This window comes from Pedobacter cryoconitis (assembly GCF_003259615.1).
GTDB classification, from domain to species: Bacteria; Bacteroidota; Bacteroidia; order Sphingobacteriales; family Sphingobacteriaceae; genus Pedobacter; species Pedobacter cryoconitis.
The window spans coordinates 206,299-222,710 of record NZ_QLLR01000005.1; the positions used below are offsets into that span (position 1 = coordinate 206,299).

The window sequence follows — 16,412 nt, forward strand, 5'->3', positions numbered from 1 at the left end:
AACTTTTTAATAAACATAAATTTTAACGGATGAATTTTCAAGACCAGCTCAATTCCATTTTTGTTGAAGAGCATGAAATACCCGGAGCATTCAGACTGGATAAGGAGCTGCACCAGCGTGCGTATTTAAGTAACGGTGTTATGCACCACTGGGATGGAGAAGTCCATACTGTAGTTTCCCCTGTTTGCATCAAAACGCCACAAGGTTTACAGCGTAAAGTAATAGGTACTTATCCTTTATGTAGTGAAAAAGAAGCTATGGAGGCGCTTGACGCAGCTGTCGCAGCCTATGATAATGGCCGTGGTGAATGGCCGACCATGAGTGTTGCCGACAGAATTACCCATGTAGAGAAATTTACAGGCAGGATTATTGAGAAGAAACAAGAGGTCGTTAAGCTGCTGATGTGGGAAATAGGTAAATCTTATGCAGATTCTGTGAAAGAATTTGATAGGACAGTGGAATACATACACGCCACCATTGATGCCTTGAAAGATCTGGATCGTCAGTCCTCACGGTTCACCATTGAGCAGGGGATCGTTGCACAAGTAAGGCGTTCTCCACTTGGTGTAGTACTTTGTATGGACCCATTTAACTACCCTTTGAATGAGACTTTTACTACTTTGATCCCTGCCCTGATTATGGGGAATACGTTATTATTTAAACCACCTAAACACGGTACGCTTTTACACTATCCTTTATTGGAAGCTTTTAGAGATTCTTTCCCAAAAGGGGTTGTTAATACTATTTATGGCAGAGGAAATGTGATTATTCCCGGCCTGATGAAATCAGGAAAGATTAATGTTTTAACTTTAATCGGTTCCAGTAAAGTTGCTAATGAGCTGAAGAAGCTGCATCCGAAAGTTAACAGGCTGCGGGCTATTCTCGGATTAGATGCGAAAAATGCTGCGATAATCACCGCTAAGGCAGATTTGGCTCTGGCAGTTCAGGAAACAGTTTTGGGGGCGCTGTCTTTTAATGGACAACGATGTACCGCTTTAAAAATAATCTTTATTCACCGTTCTCTGGCTGATGAATTCCTGGAGTTACTGGCAGTAGCAGTGGCCAAACTGAAATTTGGCATGCCCTGGGTAGAAGGTGTATCCTTAACTCCTTTACCTGAACCGCATAAGCCTGGTTATCTTAAAGAATGTATTGAGGATGCCATCGCACATGGAGCTACAGTTATCAATGAACATGGCGGGGCTACCAATGAATCTTTTGTATACCCTGCAATTGTTTATCCGGTAAATAAAGACATGAAACTCTATACCGAAGAGCAATTCGGACCTGTCATTCCTGTTGTTCCATTTGATGATCTGGAAGAAACGATCGAATACCTGATCGAATCTACTCACGGTCAGCAGGTCAGTATTTTCAGTAATGACCATGTAGAAGTAGCCGCATTAATTGATCCGCTGATCAACCAGGTGAGCCGTGTAAATATCAATTGCCAGTGTCAGCGCGGGCCTGATGCTTTCCCGTTTACTGGCAGAAAAGATAGCGCAGAAGGCACATTGTCTGTAGTAGATGCACTCCGGTCTTTCTCTATCAGATCTCTGGTAGCAACTAAACTCAATGAAACTAATAAGCTATTAATCAATGAAATAATTGATGGTAATGACTCTAATTTTTTAAGCACTAAATATCTGTTTTAAGAAAAACACCAAACCTGTCATCACAATAAAAGGGAGCCCTGAAACAAATTCGGAGCTCCCTTTTTTTATGCGGATTATTCAATCCGTATTTCGGCAACGATTGCGTAGTTATTTTCCCGGATTTAAATTCATTTCGCTGGAAAACTATGTAGACTTGTTATAAAACTTAAGTGATTTAATTTTTTGATTTCTCCCGGGAATAAAGAATTATACCCTTAAGCGATTATCCTAACCAAATATTTATGAGCAAATTTTATCTTCTAACTGTAGGGTTCTGCTTTTTCTGCAGTATTCTATCCGCACAAATCCGTAAAATCTCGGGGCAGGTGACCGATGCAAAAAGCGGAGAAACACTAATAGGCGTGAGTGTCCTGGTTAAAGGGACCAGTCAGGGAACCAGTACCGATACTAACGGGAAATTCAGTTTAAACATTTCAGGAAATGATGCAGTACTGGTGATCAACTATGTAGGTTACCTCAAAGAAGAAGTTCACGCAGCTGGTCAAACACAGTTGCAAATTAAACTGGCACCAAATGAAACAGCCTTAAGTGAGGTCGTAGTGATCGGTTATGGAACAGTAAAGAAAAGGGATCTTACTGGTTCAGTAGTTTCTGTTAAAGGCGAAGACATCGCTAAAGTTCCATCTTCTAATCCATTAGAATCTATCCAAGGTAAAGTACCAGGCGTTGATGTAACCAGAAGCAGTGGTGCGGCCTCTTCAGGCGTAAATATCAATATCAGGGGTACGAGATCAATTTCAGCAGGTAATGGGCCCCTGATCATCGTAGATGGTGTACAATATTCGAGTCTGCAGGATTTAAACCCAAATGATATTGCCTCCATGGAGATTTTAAAGGATGCCTCTTCCACAGCAATATATGGTTCCAGAGGTGCAAATGGTGTTATTCTGATCACGACTAAAAAAGGAATTTCAGGACTGGCCACCGTTTCTTTAAACAGCTATTACGGAGTGTCAAAAGTATCCAGATACCCTTCTGTAATGAATGCAGAGCAATACATCGAACAGCGCAGGCAAGCTAACCGTACTACAGGTAACTGGTCAGGCCCGGCCGACGATGTCAAAATCTTTAATTCCGCAGAATATGCAGCTATACAAAATAAAGAATTTCTGGATTATCAGGATTTGATTTTTCATGATGGCAGTCAGCAAGATTACCAGTTAGGCGTAAGGGCCGGGACGGAGAAAACTAAAGTATACTTCTCACTCGATTATCTGGATGAAAAAGGTGTGCTGAAGATGGATCAATCCAGTCGTTATACCGCCCGTTTAAATCTTGACCAGTCTATCGGTAAATATTTTACAACCGGGATGCAGGGACAGTTTACACATTATGAGCAAGATAATCGCCGTGATCCATTAAATCAGGTGAATAAAATCTCTCCGCTTGGTACATTGTACGATAACGACGGTAAGTTCATTGTTTATCCGCTGGCAGGTACTTTTGTGAGCCCGCTCGCTGATGAACAACCAGATGTATATTCAAATAAAACAGTAATTAACCGCACATTGCTGTCTGCTTATATGGAATTTAAGCCCTTCAAAGGGTTAGTTGCCCGTTCTAATCTTGGTGTCAACCTGAACAACGACAGAACAGGGACTTATGCGGACCGTTATTCGCTGGACCGGAATGGTTCCGTTCCAAAAGCAACCTATTCAGCCTCGAATGGACATTTGATTAATATAGAAAACTATATTACCTATAACAAAGAACTCAAAGATCATGCTTTTACAGTTACAGGTATTAACAGTTTACTCTATAACCGATCGGATAATATTGCCGCTTCGGGTGAAAACCAGTTGTTAAAATCACAACTGTTCTATGGCCTTGGAAATACACAGAACCAGGCGGTAAACACAGCTTATACGATGAATAACCTGATTTCATTTGCAGGCAGGTTAAATTATGCTTACAAAGGAAAATATCTGTTAACAGCAACAGGCCGTACGGATGGTTCTTCGAAACTGGCAGAAGGCAATAAATGGGCATTTTTCCCCTCTGCCGCTGTAGCCTGGAGAGTAAGTGATGAACGATTTTTAAAAGACAATAAAATCATCAGTGACTTAAAATTAAAGTATAGTTACGGTATTGCCGGCAGTGATAATATCAATTCCTATTCCACTCAGAGTAGTTTGTCCAGAATTGCATTTGCTTATGATGATGCACCAGCTCTGGCTTATGGTTACTCTCCAAGAATTGGTAACCTGGCACTGACCTGGGAAAAAACGAAAACAAGTGATTTCGGATTAGAGATTGCACTGTTTAAAAACAGAATAACTGCGACTGTAGATTATTATGATTCCAAGACCTATGACTTGCTGTTAAACAGAAGTTTGCCACCAACAGATGGCGTAATCAGTGTGATTCAAAATATAGCAAAAACCCGTAATAAAGGTATTGAAGTTTATATTTCTTCAAAAAACATCATCAATAAAGATTTTCAGTGGACTACTAATATCAGTTTTAGCAGAAACAGAGAAAAAATTGTTGAGCTCGCAGGAGGCGCACAATCAGATGTACTTAATTCCTGGTTTGTAGGCTCACCAATCCAATCTTTTTATGACTACGAAAAGATAGGTATCTGGCAGACAGCCGACGCAACGGAAGCGGCAAAATACGGACAAAAACCAGGAGATATACGCGTTCGCGATCTGAATAACGATGGTAAAATTGATGCCACCAACGACCGTAAGATTATAGGTACTAACCGTCCTGACTGGAGCGGCGGACTGGAAAATACATTTACTTATAAAGCCTGGGATCTGAACATTTATCTTTTCGCCAGAATGGGACAGACAGTGTATGCCGAATTTTTACGCAGATACGATCCGCAGGGAATTAACAACAGCTCTACCATTATTAACTATTGGACTCCAGAAAATGCTTCCAATGATTTTCCGCGCCCAAATAAAAATATATCGTTTAATTCTACGCTGTATTCCACTGCCCTTGGGTATACTGACGGATCTTTTATCAGACTAAGAAATATTACATTGGGTTATACTGTGCCTAAAAATATATTGGAAAAGAGTTTTATAAAAAGCGTTCGTGTTTATGCTACTGCAAGAAATCCGTTTACCTATACAAAATCGTCTCTGCTCAAAGAATATGATCCTGAGCGGGGAGGATCTGAAGGTGCTCCTATGACTAAGCTTTATACCGTTGGCTTAAACGTTACTTTTTAAACTCAAATAAATCGAAATGAAACACTATATATATAAAGGTCTGATCATGATTGCGGGATTGGCAGTAACTACCTCCTGTAAAAAATCACTTGTAGAAAATAATCCTTCAGGAATTACTGCTGAAAGTGTCTATACCACGCCGGCAGGATTTGAAACTCTGGTTAATGCAGCTTATTCCTATCAGCGCTGGTGGTATGGCAAAGAAGAAGGACATAGTATGTCTGAAATGGGAACAGACCTGTGGATGAGCGGTGCCGGAGATATTAGCACTGATTTAACCCAGTATATTAATCTTCAGGGAACCAATGCCGCTATTACCACCGAATGGCAACAATTGTATGCGGCTATTAATTTATGCAATGCAGGAATCAATAAGATTGCAGGAGCAGGGTTATCCTCAGCTACCAGGCCTGTAAGGGAAGCTGAGCTCAGATTTCTGCGTGCATTTTATTACTGGCATATCGTTGAAAGCTGGGGAGGAGTTCATTTTTCCTTAAATGAAACGCAGGGTGTAATTACTACAGCGAATAAAACACCTGTAGAAACCTTTAACAAACAAATCATTGATGATCTTTTATTTGCTGTTGCCAATCTGCCTGCAACCACACCAGATTATGGAAGAGTAACCAAACCTGCTGCTCAGGCTTTTCTGTCAAGAATGTATCTCACGCAAAAGAAAAATACGGAAGCAAGGGACATGGCGCTTGCTGTAATTAATGGCGGTTATGGTTTCACTTTATTACCTGCTTACGCTGACCTTTGGAAAATGTCGAATCTCAAAAACAAGGAGGTTGTTTATACCGTTAATTATTCGACAAACCTATCATTGAATGATCTTATAGATCCTATTCTCAATCCATTAGGGCATAGCAGAGGAAGTAATAATGGACATATGTTATATGCCATGAAATACGATGATCAGCCTGGTATGTTGCGGGACCTCGCCAATGGAAGACCATTTGACCGTTATATGCCCACACGTTTTCTATTGGATCTTTATGATGATAATGATTCCCGGTATGAAGGTTCATTTCAAACGGTCTGGTATGCAAATGGTACGACCAGGCCTGCAGGTATGAAATTAGGCGATACTGCTATTCTGACGACTAAAAAAGTATTTCCTTCTGCAGGTAAATTATATAAAGTATTTGATAGAAATGCTGTTTACAATGCTAACGGAACTGTTAAGGATCAATTACACTATGTGACACTCAGCAAATTTGCAGATCCTGTCAGGACAAGTATAAATGAAGCACAGAGTGCGAGGGATGTCTTTGTAATCCGTTTCGCTGAATTATACCTGATTGCTGCTGAAGCTGAATTTAACCTCGGAAATCCCGGAGCTGCTGCGACTTATTTAAATGTGATCCGAACCAGAGCTGCAAAATCTGGTAAAGTAGCTGCCATGCAGATTACACCGGCACAGGTTACACTGGATTTTATATTAGACGAACGGGCAAGGGAGTTTGCGGGTGAACAAATCCGTTGGTTTGATCTGAAAAGAGCTGGTAAACTGCAGGAAAGGGTCAAAGCATTTAACCCTGATGCTAAAGGTATAGCCGATTTTAACCTGGTCAGGCCTATCCCAAGAACACAGATTGATGCGGTTACCAATAAGAGTGAATTCACGCAGAACCCTGGTTATCAATAAGAGTTAATTTTAGAGCAATTGCTCAAAGCTTAAAGCCAGCCAGGAGTGAATTATAAAATGTGAGCTAAGGCTGTTGGCCATAAAGAACGTCTCCAAATTGTGGAGGCGGTCTTTATTTTAATAGGAGAAATTGCCTGAGTAATCATTATTTGCAAAGCATTTCACTGGTGAACAGGAGGCCGGGTTTACTGCGCTCTAAACCAGAAATCAGGAGCAGCCATTACCGGTTAAAGTAGCTCCTGCACCACCTGTCGAAGTAACAACTGCTTTAACACCGGATGAATTTAGTATTGTAATATTATAAGAAGGCGTAAATGCCGTACTACCATTACCTGCTATATTTCCTGATACATTGGTAAACGTGTTATCCTTAAGCTGTACAGCTGTAGCATTATTATCCATTAAATCAACCGGATTCTTAACATTCTCGAAAACATTGGCTTCTGCTAAAATGTTGGCCTCAAAACCAGCCTGAATACAACTTTTACTTACTGTACTGTTAAAGTAATTGTTAACCAGGTGCACTTTACCAAACCTTACCCTGGGCATTCTTGCTACGCAGCCTTCAGCCCACCAGCAACGTACAAATGTAACACGGAGCCGATTCCTGTCGGCAGTAGCGCTATCACTGGAACCAATCAGACCTGAAAAACGGTGATCATCTGAACCACCCGAACCACCAGCTCTTGGCGGTTTTAAATAGGCAAATTTGCAATTAGAAACCGTAATATAATCAGAGATATTTTTGATGTCAAAGTTACCATCAACACCATCCCTGAACTCACAATGGTCAACCCATACATTTGTGCTCGCGTCTATTACTGCATTATCCCAGCCGTCAACATCATATGCCCCCGGGCCTTCAAAAATCAGGTTACGGATAATAATATTTGTACATCTTTTAACATTGATAATTCCGGAATTTGCCTTGGTCTGATCTGCGGATACTAATTTAGCGCCCGCCGAGCCAAAAATGGTCTTTCCCGTCTGATCCTGAAAAGAGAGTCTTCCACCAGAGGGTATTGTAATTGTCCCATTGACCTGGACAACCTTAACATTAACATTTTGTATTGCAGCTTTTAAAGCTGTGTAATTAGTCACTACTATTGGCGTAGCTGTACCGCCACCTGTAGTTCCTCCATTTTGTGAGGCCCATCCCTGCACAGTACAAGCCGCCTCAGTTACTGCACTCATTTTAGCACCTGCATTTTCTGTACTGGCACCTGGATCTTTACTTTTCTGGCATCCAAAGGAAATAAAAGCTATGCACAAAGCCATAGCAGAAGAGGTCAGGTAGTTTACTCTCGTTTTCATGTTTTTCATATTAGATTTATAATTGGTTAATTATTAAAATAATCATTGAAAAAATGGAAAGAAATTAAACAGTGAAATAAAAATCCGCAATCGTTGCCGGTAACGATTGCGGAAAATATTAAGACGCTGACCGGAATAATTAAGTTAATTCATCTTCACAACCTTGTCCAGTTCAATTGCTGAAACCTCAAAGTTCAATTGCTGAAACCTCAATAAGCTCAGGTCCGGATTCCAGTGGGTAACCATCAACTCTTTTACCAGTTATAATGACTTTTTTACCAGCAAATTTATTCAGGTTTATCTTTTTACCAGCCTTTAGTGCAAAATTGGTTTCCGGCTGATCAGGCTTCCCGGATAAAGATTTTCCGTTTAGTATATGGGTGCCATATTGATAAGTACTCACTCCCTGTTTCTGCAGTACACCAGCCCAGTAAAACTTAGTTTGTTTAGTCTGGCCGGTTTTGGACTTTTGCGTAGCAGCCTTCTTTTGAGCGAAAGAATTAGCGGAAGAAAGACAGATTAATGCGGCTGCTGATAATAAAAATAGATACTTCATAGTGATGAAATTGATTGATAATTTAAAGAATGTTTATTCTCCTTAAACGGTACAAATGATTATTATGCTACAAAATATAAAGAATAAGAGTAACATTTCCTTAAGCACACAGTCTATAATACAATGATGACAAATAAAACTCACTTCTTTTTTGCGCTGATCCTGATAATTTGCGGTCTGTTTAACCTGGCTAAGGCACAGGATACTGTAATTACAAAAATAGATCATGGAATTCTTGACTCCTTAAATTCAACCCTATTGAAGGAAAAAAGGCTGGTTGAGGTATTTCTTCCCAAAGATTACAAACCAGGCAGTGATCGTAAATATGATGTCCTCTATGTATTGGACGGTGGCAATTGGAATACGGGTTTAATTAAAGATACCCAACACTTTTTAGAAGGGACATCCTTTATGCCCTCCACAATAATTGTCAGTGTTTTAGGTATTGACCGGAATAAAGACCTGACTCCAACTCATCTTGATGGTTGGCAAACCTCAGGTGGAGCAGTTAAGTTTTTGGGGTTTCTAAAAGATGAACTCATCCCTTATATTGATAAAAAATACCCCTCAAATGGTGAAAATACACTTTGGGGACATTCATTAGGCGGCTTGTTTGTTACTTATGCGCTATTGAATGAGCCAACAACCTTTAAATCCTACATTGCAGTTGATCCAAGCCTTTGGTGGGACAAATGTTATATACAAAAAATTGCACCCGCTAAATTACCTGGATTAGCTGGCCTGGATATTACACTTTTTATAGGCGGCAGAGAAGGTGAAGACGGCAAAGGAATGAAGATTGATACGATGAACACGATCCTTCAAAAATATGCCCCTGCAGGACTAACCTGGAAAAGTTTAACTTACCCGAATGAAACGCACAATTCTATCAGGCTGAAAAACACCTATGACGGTTTGAAATTTTCCTATACCGGTTTTAATAATAAAGCAAAATTTCACCCCATGAATGGAATTATAGTAAAAGATAAGTCTGTCAAAATATGGTATTTTAATGATACGACAGCTGTACATTATACCCTTGACGGTACATCACCAACTATTTCGTCTCCCCAAATGCAGCGCGAACTTACCCTAACCACTGCAACCAGGCTCACTACTAGAAACTTCACAGGCAGAACCCGTTATAATCAAACTGTGACAGGTGATTTTATAGCCGGAAAAAGCTTGCCAACTGTTTCAAAAAAGAAAAATGTAAAGGCAGGTGGTTTTAATTATGCTTATTACGAAGGTAAATGGGAAAAGTGGCCAGACTTTAAAGCCTTAAAGAATCCAGTGAAAACAGGAATAACAAATGGTAATTTTAACTTAGATAAACTACCCAAAAAGGACAATATTGCTGTAGTTATTGATGGACAACTGGAAAGTAAGGAAGAAGGATATTATATGTTTATACTCGAAAACGGTGAAGAGGCAAACTTATATCTTGGCAATCATTTATTAATGCGGATGACCGATTCTACTAACCAGTTATGTACTTACCTGGTACCCTTAAATAAAGGTTTTTATTCACTGAGATTGGAGTCTTTCCAAAAAAAAGAAGGTTATAAATTAAAACTCAGTTATTTGACCCCCAGTATCATGCAAACCAAAAATGGGGTTGCTATACCATTGGAACTTCAATATGGCCGCAACTAAAAATATTCACTATACCTAACCTTTCAGACTCTTTGCCAGGGTTCCCAGTTGTTTGAGTTTAGCCTTTATTTCCGCTGACCAGGGTAAACCGATGCAAAGTCTCATACAGTTCTCAAATTGATTTTGCAGTGTAAATATTCTGCCAGGCGTAATGCTGATCTGTTGTTTAATAGCCAGATAATACAGTTTCTTTGTATCAATTTCAGGGCTAAACTCAACCCAGATTGCAAGCCCTCCCTGGGGTCTGCTTGTCTTTGTGCCCTCCGGAAAATATTCCGCTATAGCCTGGACATAATTTTGGTAATTGAGCTGTAACGTCCGGCGAAGCTGACGCAAATGATTTTCGTACTTACCCGTTTTCAGGAAATTGGCAACTGATTCCTGAATAATAGAAGCAGAAGATATAGAATGGATCAGCTTTAACTGGAGTATCTTTTCTTTGTATTTACCCGGAGCAACCCACCCCACACGATAGCCCGGTGCCAGCGTTTTGGAGACAGAGCTGCACCATAAAACGTTTCCTCCCTGATCAAATGACTTGCAGCATTTTGGACGTTGCGTACCAAAATATAAATCACCGTAAATATCATCTTCAATCAATGGAATCTGGTGCTGAGCTAACAGTGCAACAATTTCCTTTTTATGTTCATCAGGCATACAGCTCCCCAAAGGCGTGTTAAAATTGGGTACCAGCAGGCAAAGATTAATTTTTGGAATAGCCTCTTTTAACGCAGCTATATCTAAACCAGTAGTCGGATGTGTTGGAAGTTCCAGTACTTTAAATCCCAGGCTAATGGCCAGTTGCAGTGTTCCTGGATAACAAGGGCTCTCCATTGCGATTGTATCTCCTGGCTTTCCCAGCGCCATTAAACAAAGAGAAACTGCATTCATTGCACCGTTAGTAGTGATTAATTCATTTTCATTTAAATTTCCACCCCAGGATAAAGAGCGGATAGCGATCATTCTTCTCAACTTGATATTGCCCTGCAAAGGCTCATAACCCGTGCCACCCTCTTTAAGCTCTCTTGTGGCCATGATGATCTCCTTTTTTAATTTAGCTAACGGAAGTAAATCTCCAGACGGGGCACTAATAGAAAAAAGGGTAAGATTCTCATTCCCCATATTCGCATAAACCTGGCTGATCAGTTCGTCTGGCTCATTGCTGTTTGCCATTGCCGACGGCTGGCTAATCTCAGGAAGCGGAAGTTTCAAATAAGGTAACCGGCTCACAAAATATCCTGACTGCGGTTTGGAATCAATTAATGATTGCGCCTCGAGTTCCAGAAATACTCTTTTTGCTGTATTCATGCTGATGGAATGTTCCTTACATAACATTCTTACAGAAGGCAATTTGTCTCCGGATTTTAAAACCCCACTGGTAATCTGACGGGCAATTCCGCTTGCGATGTCACTATACAGGAAATCTTTACTCATGTCACAAAGGTAACTGTGTCCATTGAAATATGCAAAACTGAGACTGTGTTTGCAGTGAAGCCTTGTCTATTTTTGCAGGATTACATAAACAATAGTATGGAAAGCAGTAAATTAACCGAAAACAACAGGCACGGATGGATAAATGGAGCAATTGGCGTATTGATCTTCAGCGGCTCAATGCCAGCAACAAGAGTGGCCGTTCTGGATTTCGGGCCAATCTTTGTAACCGTTGCCCGGGCAACTATCGCAGGGTTGCTTGCACTTTGCATCCTGCTGATTTTTAAAGAAAAGCGGCCAGAAAAGAGACATCTTTTTTCCTTGACGATTGTATCAATAGGTGTTGTTATCGGATTTCCATTACTTTCTGCAATGGCCTTACAGTATGTGACTTCAGCACATTCACTGGTATTTCTCGGTATGCTGCCATTAACTACGGCAATATTTGGTATGATAAGAGGGGGAGAGCGCCCTCATCCATTATTTTGGTTATTCTCCGGTTCAGGCAGTTTACTGGTTATCGGTTTTGCAGTGGCTCAGGGGCTTTCGGCATCACCCATAGGTGACATCCTCATGCTAATGGCAGTTATCCTTTGCGGACTTGGCTATGCCGAAGGAGCGAAACTTTCAAAAACACTGGGCGGATGGCAGGTAATCTGCTGGGCACTGATTTTATCACTCCCTTTAATGGGGCCTATCCTTTTTTTTCAGCTTCCGTCCTCATTCGCAGGAGTTGGTACAGCAGCCTGGGCCGGTCTTGCTTATATCTCTGTATTCAGTATGCTGATTGGTTTTATATTCTGGTATCGCGGATTAGCCCAGGGAGGTATAGCGGCCGTAGGTCAATTACAGCTATTACAACCTTTTTTCGGATTAATCCTTGCAGCAACTTTACTCCATGAACAGGTGAGCATCGGTATGCTGGGGGTTACAGTTGGCGTAATCCTTTGCGTTGCGGGCTCAAAGAAATTCGCAAAATAATAGGATGAAGGGAACAAACAATTGGCAGGTATATCAAGTTGTTGGATAAAAGGGAATATTCATTCTGAAAATAACAAAGTAAAAATATAACACCATGGAAGAATCCATTCATTCAGGAAAGACAGAAGTTGTGCTCATCGGGACAGGAATCATGAGTGCAACCCTTGCTGTCATGTTAAATCAACTTGATCCCAATCTCCAGATCAAAATTTACGAAGTTTTGGATCAACCTGCACAAGAAAGTTCCAACGCCTGGAATAATGCAGGTACAGGTCATGCTGCACTTTGTGAGCTTAACTATACGCCTGAAAAAGAGGATGGGTGTATTGACATCGCCAAAGCACTTGAAGTCAATACGGAATTCGATTTATCCCGTCAGTTCTGGTCATATCTGGTTGGGAAAAAGGTAATTGAAAATCCACAGTCATTTATACCTTGATTTATTCAGTTCGATTGATCCGCATAAGATCCTTCCGCTGCTTGCAGTAGGCAGAGATAATATGGCACTGACCAAATATCTGATAGGACAGGTGCTTGAATCCAAAGAGGAACGTTTCACTGCATTACACGAATTTTTTCCTGAAGCCAATGAAGAAGACTGGTCTTTGGAAACTGCCGGGCAGCGGGTCCAGATTATCAAAAAAGATCCCGTTCATGGAGGGATTCTCGAATTTGGTACAGAGCTGGTTGGCTCAGCCGATCAAAGTATCATTGCAATGCTTGGCGCATCACCCGGCGCATCTACTGCCGTATAGATTATGGTCGATGTTTTAGAGCGCTGCTTTACCGAAAAGATGAAAAATGGTGGGTGGGCTGCAAAGCTGAAGGAAATGATCCCTTCCTACGGGCAATCACTAAAAGAAAATCCAGCGCTCTGTCAGGACTTAAGAAAGCAAACAGCAGCAACACTTCACCTTCAAAATATACCATCATGATCAAAGCATATTTAATGTATACCGGTAACGACGGTGATTCTCATTTTAAAACTGGCAGTATAGCTGAAGGAGCTTTGGTTAAAGCCGACCACGTTCTTTTTAAGGAAACTCCTGCACATTCTTCCTTTGACTGGCATAATGATCCAATACCACAATATGTGATTACTTTATCTGGTATACTTGAATTTACCATGAAAAACGGGAAAACCTTTGTTATTCATCCCGGAGATATTCTTTTAGCTACCGATCACACTGGAACAGGACATAAATGGAGGCTGCTGAATGATGAGCCCTGGAAACGCATTTATGCTGTTTTTCAAGAAGATGCAGAGACACATTTTATCCCGGACAACAGCTGAGAATGGCCTGGAGTTAAGCATTCCTTAGCATCATTTCTTCCAGATTATACTGCTAGAAAATACCAGCACTGCTCATATCAAAGCTTTTTAATCGTTTAATTGCTATTTGGTATTCTTTAAATTTATTACTGAATTCTTCGCTGAACTCGTAGTTACTAAATTCATATTCCTCATTTAGCCCGGTATGCGTCGAAAATCTAATTTCACCATACCGGACTATCGGAATTTGGTAGTTGCCATTAAATCTTTTGTCAGGAGTGCCATTTTTATTGACTTTGGCCCAGGTTTTATCAATTATTTTTGAATCTGCAGGAACAGTTCCGGTTTCTGTAAAGCGTACAGCACTTTGATGTAAATTGACCTCATCAATACCGATAATTGCAAAATCTGATTCATTGGAATACATTACAATAAAACCAGGATAGCAATATAAATCTGCGCCATTTGCATTTTTTAAATAAAGAGCCTCATAATTTGATCTCATATCTGGAATTGAACTGAATGAGAATCTGACCTCTTGTTTACTTACGATGGTACTTGCGGAGGAACGTGCGATTACCCGGTCCTGAAAATGGGCACTGGTGACATCCCAGATTTTATTGCTGGTTATTAATTTTTTAAATGCGCCGACCAGCGCATCATATTTTTCCTGAATATCGGAGTCAAAGTCAATTTCCAGCTTTACATAACAATTCATTATTGCTACCCTGATTTGCTCGATCGCTTCTGTTTGTATAGCTATATCTGCTGTTAGATTTTTAGGGATACGCTTAATAATCAGTCCATAAAGAAATAGGTAACTCAGGGCCCGTTTCAATTGCGAATTCCGTAAAGTTGTCTGAATACTTAATAAATCATCCTCTAGTTCTTTTCTTTGCTGGCGGGCCAGCATAATTGTTTCTTTTACACCCTGCATATTCTGACTGGTGATTTTATGAACAGCTGCACTAAAAATATTGCCGGCAGTTACAACGGGATTAATTACCTCTTTTACAACAATGGAAGTCGATAAGCCACTTTTTCTTAAGTTCAAATGAACTCCTGGAATAATTTTTATTTGTTTGTGGAAACTCCATGCCATTGTCTTTTTTTTATTTATGATGAATTGATACCTCAAAAATATAGGGACTCGTTGTACTTATTTTACGGGAAACCATAAAATATTGAACTATTTTCCAAATACTTTTGTCGCTGTTTAAATGTGTGTTTTGTTTTGAAATACAGGGTATTGTGTAGCATGTTTACAGCATTGAATTAAAGCAGCATGTCTTTTTGGATTTCTGAAAACAATAAAAGAGGCTTACACGATACCTATGTATTTTGATCAGAATGACACCTTGTTTAAAAAACAAAGCATCTAAAACCTTAGCTTTACCCCATGCAAGCCACTGAATTAAGGATAGGGAATTACGTTAAAAGCTCATTAAGCAATAACCCATTGAAAGTAGAATCCATTTCTGCTGACCAGATTAACAATGACACTAAGATTGAAGACATTGTGCCAGTTCTGATCACTGAAGACTGGCTGATCAACAACTTTGGTTTTAACAACAACGGACAAGGATACTACCAGCACCCAGAATTCAATTTCTTTTTATACCATATCGTAGAAGACGAATATTTCGACTGTTATAAACAAGTACCCGCAAATGATGAAACTGGTGATTTTAAAACAATGCAGCACGTTCATAAATTGCAGAACCTGTTTTTCGAACTGTTTGAGGAAGAATTGACTGCTAATATCAATGAAAAATAAACAAACCTCCGCCATTGTATGGTTGGTTTTTGTCATGCTCGTATGGGGGAGTACTTATGCAGTCATCAAATCTGTCGTTAATGTATTGCCGCCGGGTTGCTTTGCGTTTGTACGTTTTGTAATTGCACTGCTATGCCTTTTACCAGTTTATCTGGCGAACCATAAGACTATAGCTGCTCAGCAATTTAAAAAAGGTGACTACTGGTGGCTGTTCCTTATGGGAATAACAGGTGTTTCGGGTTATTATGTTTTCTTCAATTATTCATTAATGTATACCTCTGCCTCCAGTGGAGCATTAATTCAAGGTTTTATTCCAATCTGTATTGCCTTATCCGGAGTTTTTTTTCTTAAAGAACGCTTATCCGGAGTGCAGATCACTGGAATTTGTTTATCCTTTATTGGTGTGGTCCTGGTTGGTTTAATTGGCGCAGATGATCAAGGAGAGAAAAGCAGCCTGACAGGTAACCTGTTGATGATGGCCGCTGCCCTGTGCTGGACAGCTTACACCTTGGTTTCCCGTAAACTTAAACACTTAAATCCGATTATAATTACTTTTTGGAGTGGTTGTATAGGTACTGCTATACTACTTCCATTGGCCATATACGAATTTAGTCAGTGGAATGAGCCTGTTCAAATTGGTCTTAAAGGATGGCTCGCCTTAATCTATCTGGGGGCAATTTCTTCTGCCTTATGTTATCTCATGTATAATAAAGCACTCGAAAAATTACCCGCTGCGCTGGTAGGGAATTTTCTTAACCTCGATATTTTGATTGGCGTATTGATCGCAGTCTTGTTTTTACAGGAACAAGTTAGTATTGTTCAGGTTGCCGGCGGAGTGTTCATCCTTTCAGGTTTAATATTGAGTTCACGTAAAAAAACTGTCTAATTATAAAAACGGCTTAATTTTGTTTA

At 40.1% G+C, this 16,412-nt stretch carries 13 protein-coding genes and 1 pseudogene; 10 read left to right on the forward strand and 4 right to left on the reverse strand.

Annotation, left to right across the window (positions count from 1 at the left end; translation table 11 throughout):
* The first annotated feature begins 29 nt into the window (after positions 1-29).
* The 3 genes from LY11_RS08510 to LY11_RS08520 all read left to right on the forward strand — a co-directional run bounded on the left by LY11_RS08510 (position 30) and on the right by LY11_RS08520 (position 6,512).
* A complete protein-coding gene (locus LY11_RS08510; protein WP_111633286.1) occupies positions 30-1,655 on the forward strand; it encodes an NADP-dependent glyceraldehyde-3-phosphate dehydrogenase in 1,626 nt (541 codons plus the stop codon).
* A gap of 242 nt (positions 1,656-1,897) precedes the next feature.
* A complete protein-coding gene (locus tag LY11_RS08515) occupies positions 1,898-4,861 on the forward strand; it encodes a SusC/RagA family TonB-linked outer membrane protein (protein WP_111633287.1) in 2,964 nt (987 codons plus the stop codon).
* 16 nt (positions 4,862-4,877) lie between these two features.
* The gene (locus LY11_RS08520) at positions 4,878-6,512 is read left to right on the forward strand and encodes a RagB/SusD family nutrient uptake outer membrane protein (RefSeq protein WP_111633288.1); all 1,635 of its coding nucleotides are present in this window, start codon (positions 4,878-4,880) and stop codon (positions 6,510-6,512) included.
* A gap of 207 nt (positions 6,513-6,719) precedes the next feature.
* On the opposite strand, the gene LY11_RS08525 is transcribed toward LY11_RS08520, so the two are convergent.
* Together LY11_RS08525 and LY11_RS08530 are read right to left on the reverse strand one after the other, a co-directional pair.
* The gene (locus LY11_RS08525) at positions 6,720-7,826 is read right to left on the reverse strand and encodes a pectate lyase family protein (protein ID WP_111633343.1); all 1,107 of its coding nucleotides are present in this window, start codon (positions 7,824-7,826) and stop codon (positions 6,720-6,722) included.
* Positions 7,827-8,013: 187 nt separating this feature from the next.
* Entirely contained in the window at positions 8,014-8,382 is a 369-nt protein-coding gene (locus tag LY11_RS08530; protein ID WP_111633289.1) for a hypothetical protein, read from the reverse strand.
* Between the two features lie 123 nt (positions 8,383-8,505).
* Here LY11_RS08530 and LY11_RS08535 point away from each other — a divergent pair, with 123 nt between their 5' ends.
* Entirely contained in the window at positions 8,506-10,038 is a 1,533-nt protein-coding gene (locus tag LY11_RS08535; RefSeq protein ID WP_111633290.1) for an alpha/beta hydrolase-fold protein, read from the forward strand.
* A 15-nt stretch (positions 10,039-10,053) separates the two neighbouring features.
* On the opposite strand, the gene LY11_RS08540 is transcribed toward LY11_RS08535, so the two are convergent.
* The gene (locus tag LY11_RS08540; RefSeq protein ID WP_111633291.1) at positions 10,054-11,472 is read right to left on the reverse strand and encodes an aminotransferase-like domain-containing protein; all 1,419 of its coding nucleotides are present in this window, start codon (positions 11,470-11,472) and stop codon (positions 10,054-10,056) included.
* A 96-nt stretch (positions 11,473-11,568) separates the two neighbouring features.
* Between LY11_RS08540 and LY11_RS08545 the strand changes: the two genes are divergently transcribed.
* The 4 genes and pseudogenes from LY11_RS08545 to LY11_RS08555 all read left to right on the forward strand — a co-directional run bounded on the left by LY11_RS08545 (position 11,569) and on the right by LY11_RS08555 (position 13,744).
* A complete protein-coding gene (locus LY11_RS08545) occupies positions 11,569-12,450 on the forward strand; it encodes a DMT family transporter (protein ID WP_111633292.1) in 882 nt (293 codons plus the stop codon).
* 94 nt (positions 12,451-12,544) lie between these two features.
* On the forward strand, positions 12,545-12,889 hold the full coding sequence (locus LY11_RS27230; RefSeq protein WP_317047985.1) for a malate:quinone oxidoreductase: 345 nt from the start codon (positions 12,545-12,547) through the stop codon (positions 12,887-12,889).
* A pseudogene (locus LY11_RS27235) lies at positions 12,861-13,385 on the forward strand (malate:quinone oxidoreductase). The gene LY11_RS27230 and the pseudogene LY11_RS27235 overlap by 29 nt, the downstream one beginning before the upstream one ends.
* Positions 13,382-13,744: a cupin domain-containing protein gene (locus LY11_RS08555; protein ID WP_211321510.1), complete on the forward strand. Its 363-nt coding sequence runs from the start codon at positions 13,382-13,384 to the stop codon at positions 13,742-13,744. Before LY11_RS27235 ends, LY11_RS08555 begins: the two are co-directional and overlap by 4 nt.
* Before the next feature lie 52 nt (positions 13,745-13,796).
* Here LY11_RS08555 and LY11_RS08560 read toward each other — a convergent pair whose 3' ends face one another.
* The gene (locus tag LY11_RS08560) at positions 13,797-14,825 is read right to left on the reverse strand and encodes a DUF4236 domain-containing protein (RefSeq protein ID WP_111633293.1); all 1,029 of its coding nucleotides are present in this window, start codon (positions 14,823-14,825) and stop codon (positions 13,797-13,799) included.
* Positions 14,826-15,122: 297 nt separating this feature from the next.
* On the opposite strand from LY11_RS08560, the gene LY11_RS08565 reads away from it, so the two are divergent.
* Positions 15,123-15,500 carry a hypothetical protein gene (locus LY11_RS08565; protein WP_111633294.1) on the forward strand — a complete coding sequence of 126 codons (378 nt, stop codon included), beginning with the start codon at positions 15,123-15,125 and terminating at the stop codon, positions 15,498-15,500.
* Positions 15,490-16,386 (forward strand): DMT family transporter, encoded by an 897-nt coding sequence (locus tag LY11_RS08570; RefSeq protein WP_111633295.1) that lies wholly within the window; start codon positions 15,490-15,492, stop codon positions 16,384-16,386. Before LY11_RS08565 ends, LY11_RS08570 begins: the two co-directional genes overlap by 11 nt.
* The last annotated feature ends 26 nt before the right edge of the window (positions 16,387-16,412 follow it).

Excerpts from the sequence above, each read along its gene's own strand:
- LY11_RS27230 (WP_317047985.1), top strand. The coding sequence starts at position 12,545 with ATGGAAGAATCCATTCATTCAGGAAAGACAGAAGTTGTGCTCATCGGG.
- LY11_RS08510 (WP_111633286.1), top strand. The coding sequence starts at position 30 with ATGAATTTTCAAGACCAGCTCAATTCCATTTTTGTTGAAGAGCATGAA.
- LY11_RS08555 (WP_211321510.1), top strand. The coding sequence starts at position 13,382 with ATGATCAAAGCATATTTAATGTATACCGGTAACGACGGTGATTCTCAT.
- LY11_RS08520 (WP_111633288.1), top strand. The coding sequence starts at position 4,878 with ATGAAACACTATATATATAAAGGTCTGATCATGATTGCGGGATTGGCA.
- LY11_RS08535 (WP_111633290.1), top strand. The coding sequence starts at position 8,506 with ATGATGACAAATAAAACTCACTTCTTTTTTGCGCTGATCCTGATAATT.
- LY11_RS08545 (WP_111633292.1), top strand. The coding sequence starts at position 11,569 with ATGGAAAGCAGTAAATTAACCGAAAACAACAGGCACGGATGGATAAAT.
- LY11_RS08530 (WP_111633289.1), bottom strand. The coding sequence starts at position 8,382 with ATGAAGTATCTATTTTTATTATCAGCAGCCGCATTAATCTGTCTTTCT.
- LY11_RS08525 (WP_111633343.1), bottom strand. The coding sequence starts at position 7,826 with ATGAAAACGAGAGTAAACTACCTGACCTCTTCTGCTATGGCTTTGTGC.
- LY11_RS08565 (WP_111633294.1), top strand. The coding sequence starts at position 15,123 with ATGCAAGCCACTGAATTAAGGATAGGGAATTACGTTAAAAGCTCATTA.
- LY11_RS08570 (WP_111633295.1), top strand. The coding sequence starts at position 15,490 with ATGAAAAATAAACAAACCTCCGCCATTGTATGGTTGGTTTTTGTCATG.
- LY11_RS08540 (WP_111633291.1), bottom strand. The coding sequence starts at position 11,472 with ATGAGTAAAGATTTCCTGTATAGTGACATCGCAAGCGGAATTGCCCGT.
- LY11_RS08560 (WP_111633293.1), bottom strand. The coding sequence starts at position 14,825 with ATGGCATGGAGTTTCCACAAACAAATAAAAATTATTCCAGGAGTTCAT.
- LY11_RS08515 (WP_111633287.1), top strand. The coding sequence starts at position 1,898 with ATGAGCAAATTTTATCTTCTAACTGTAGGGTTCTGCTTTTTCTGCAGT.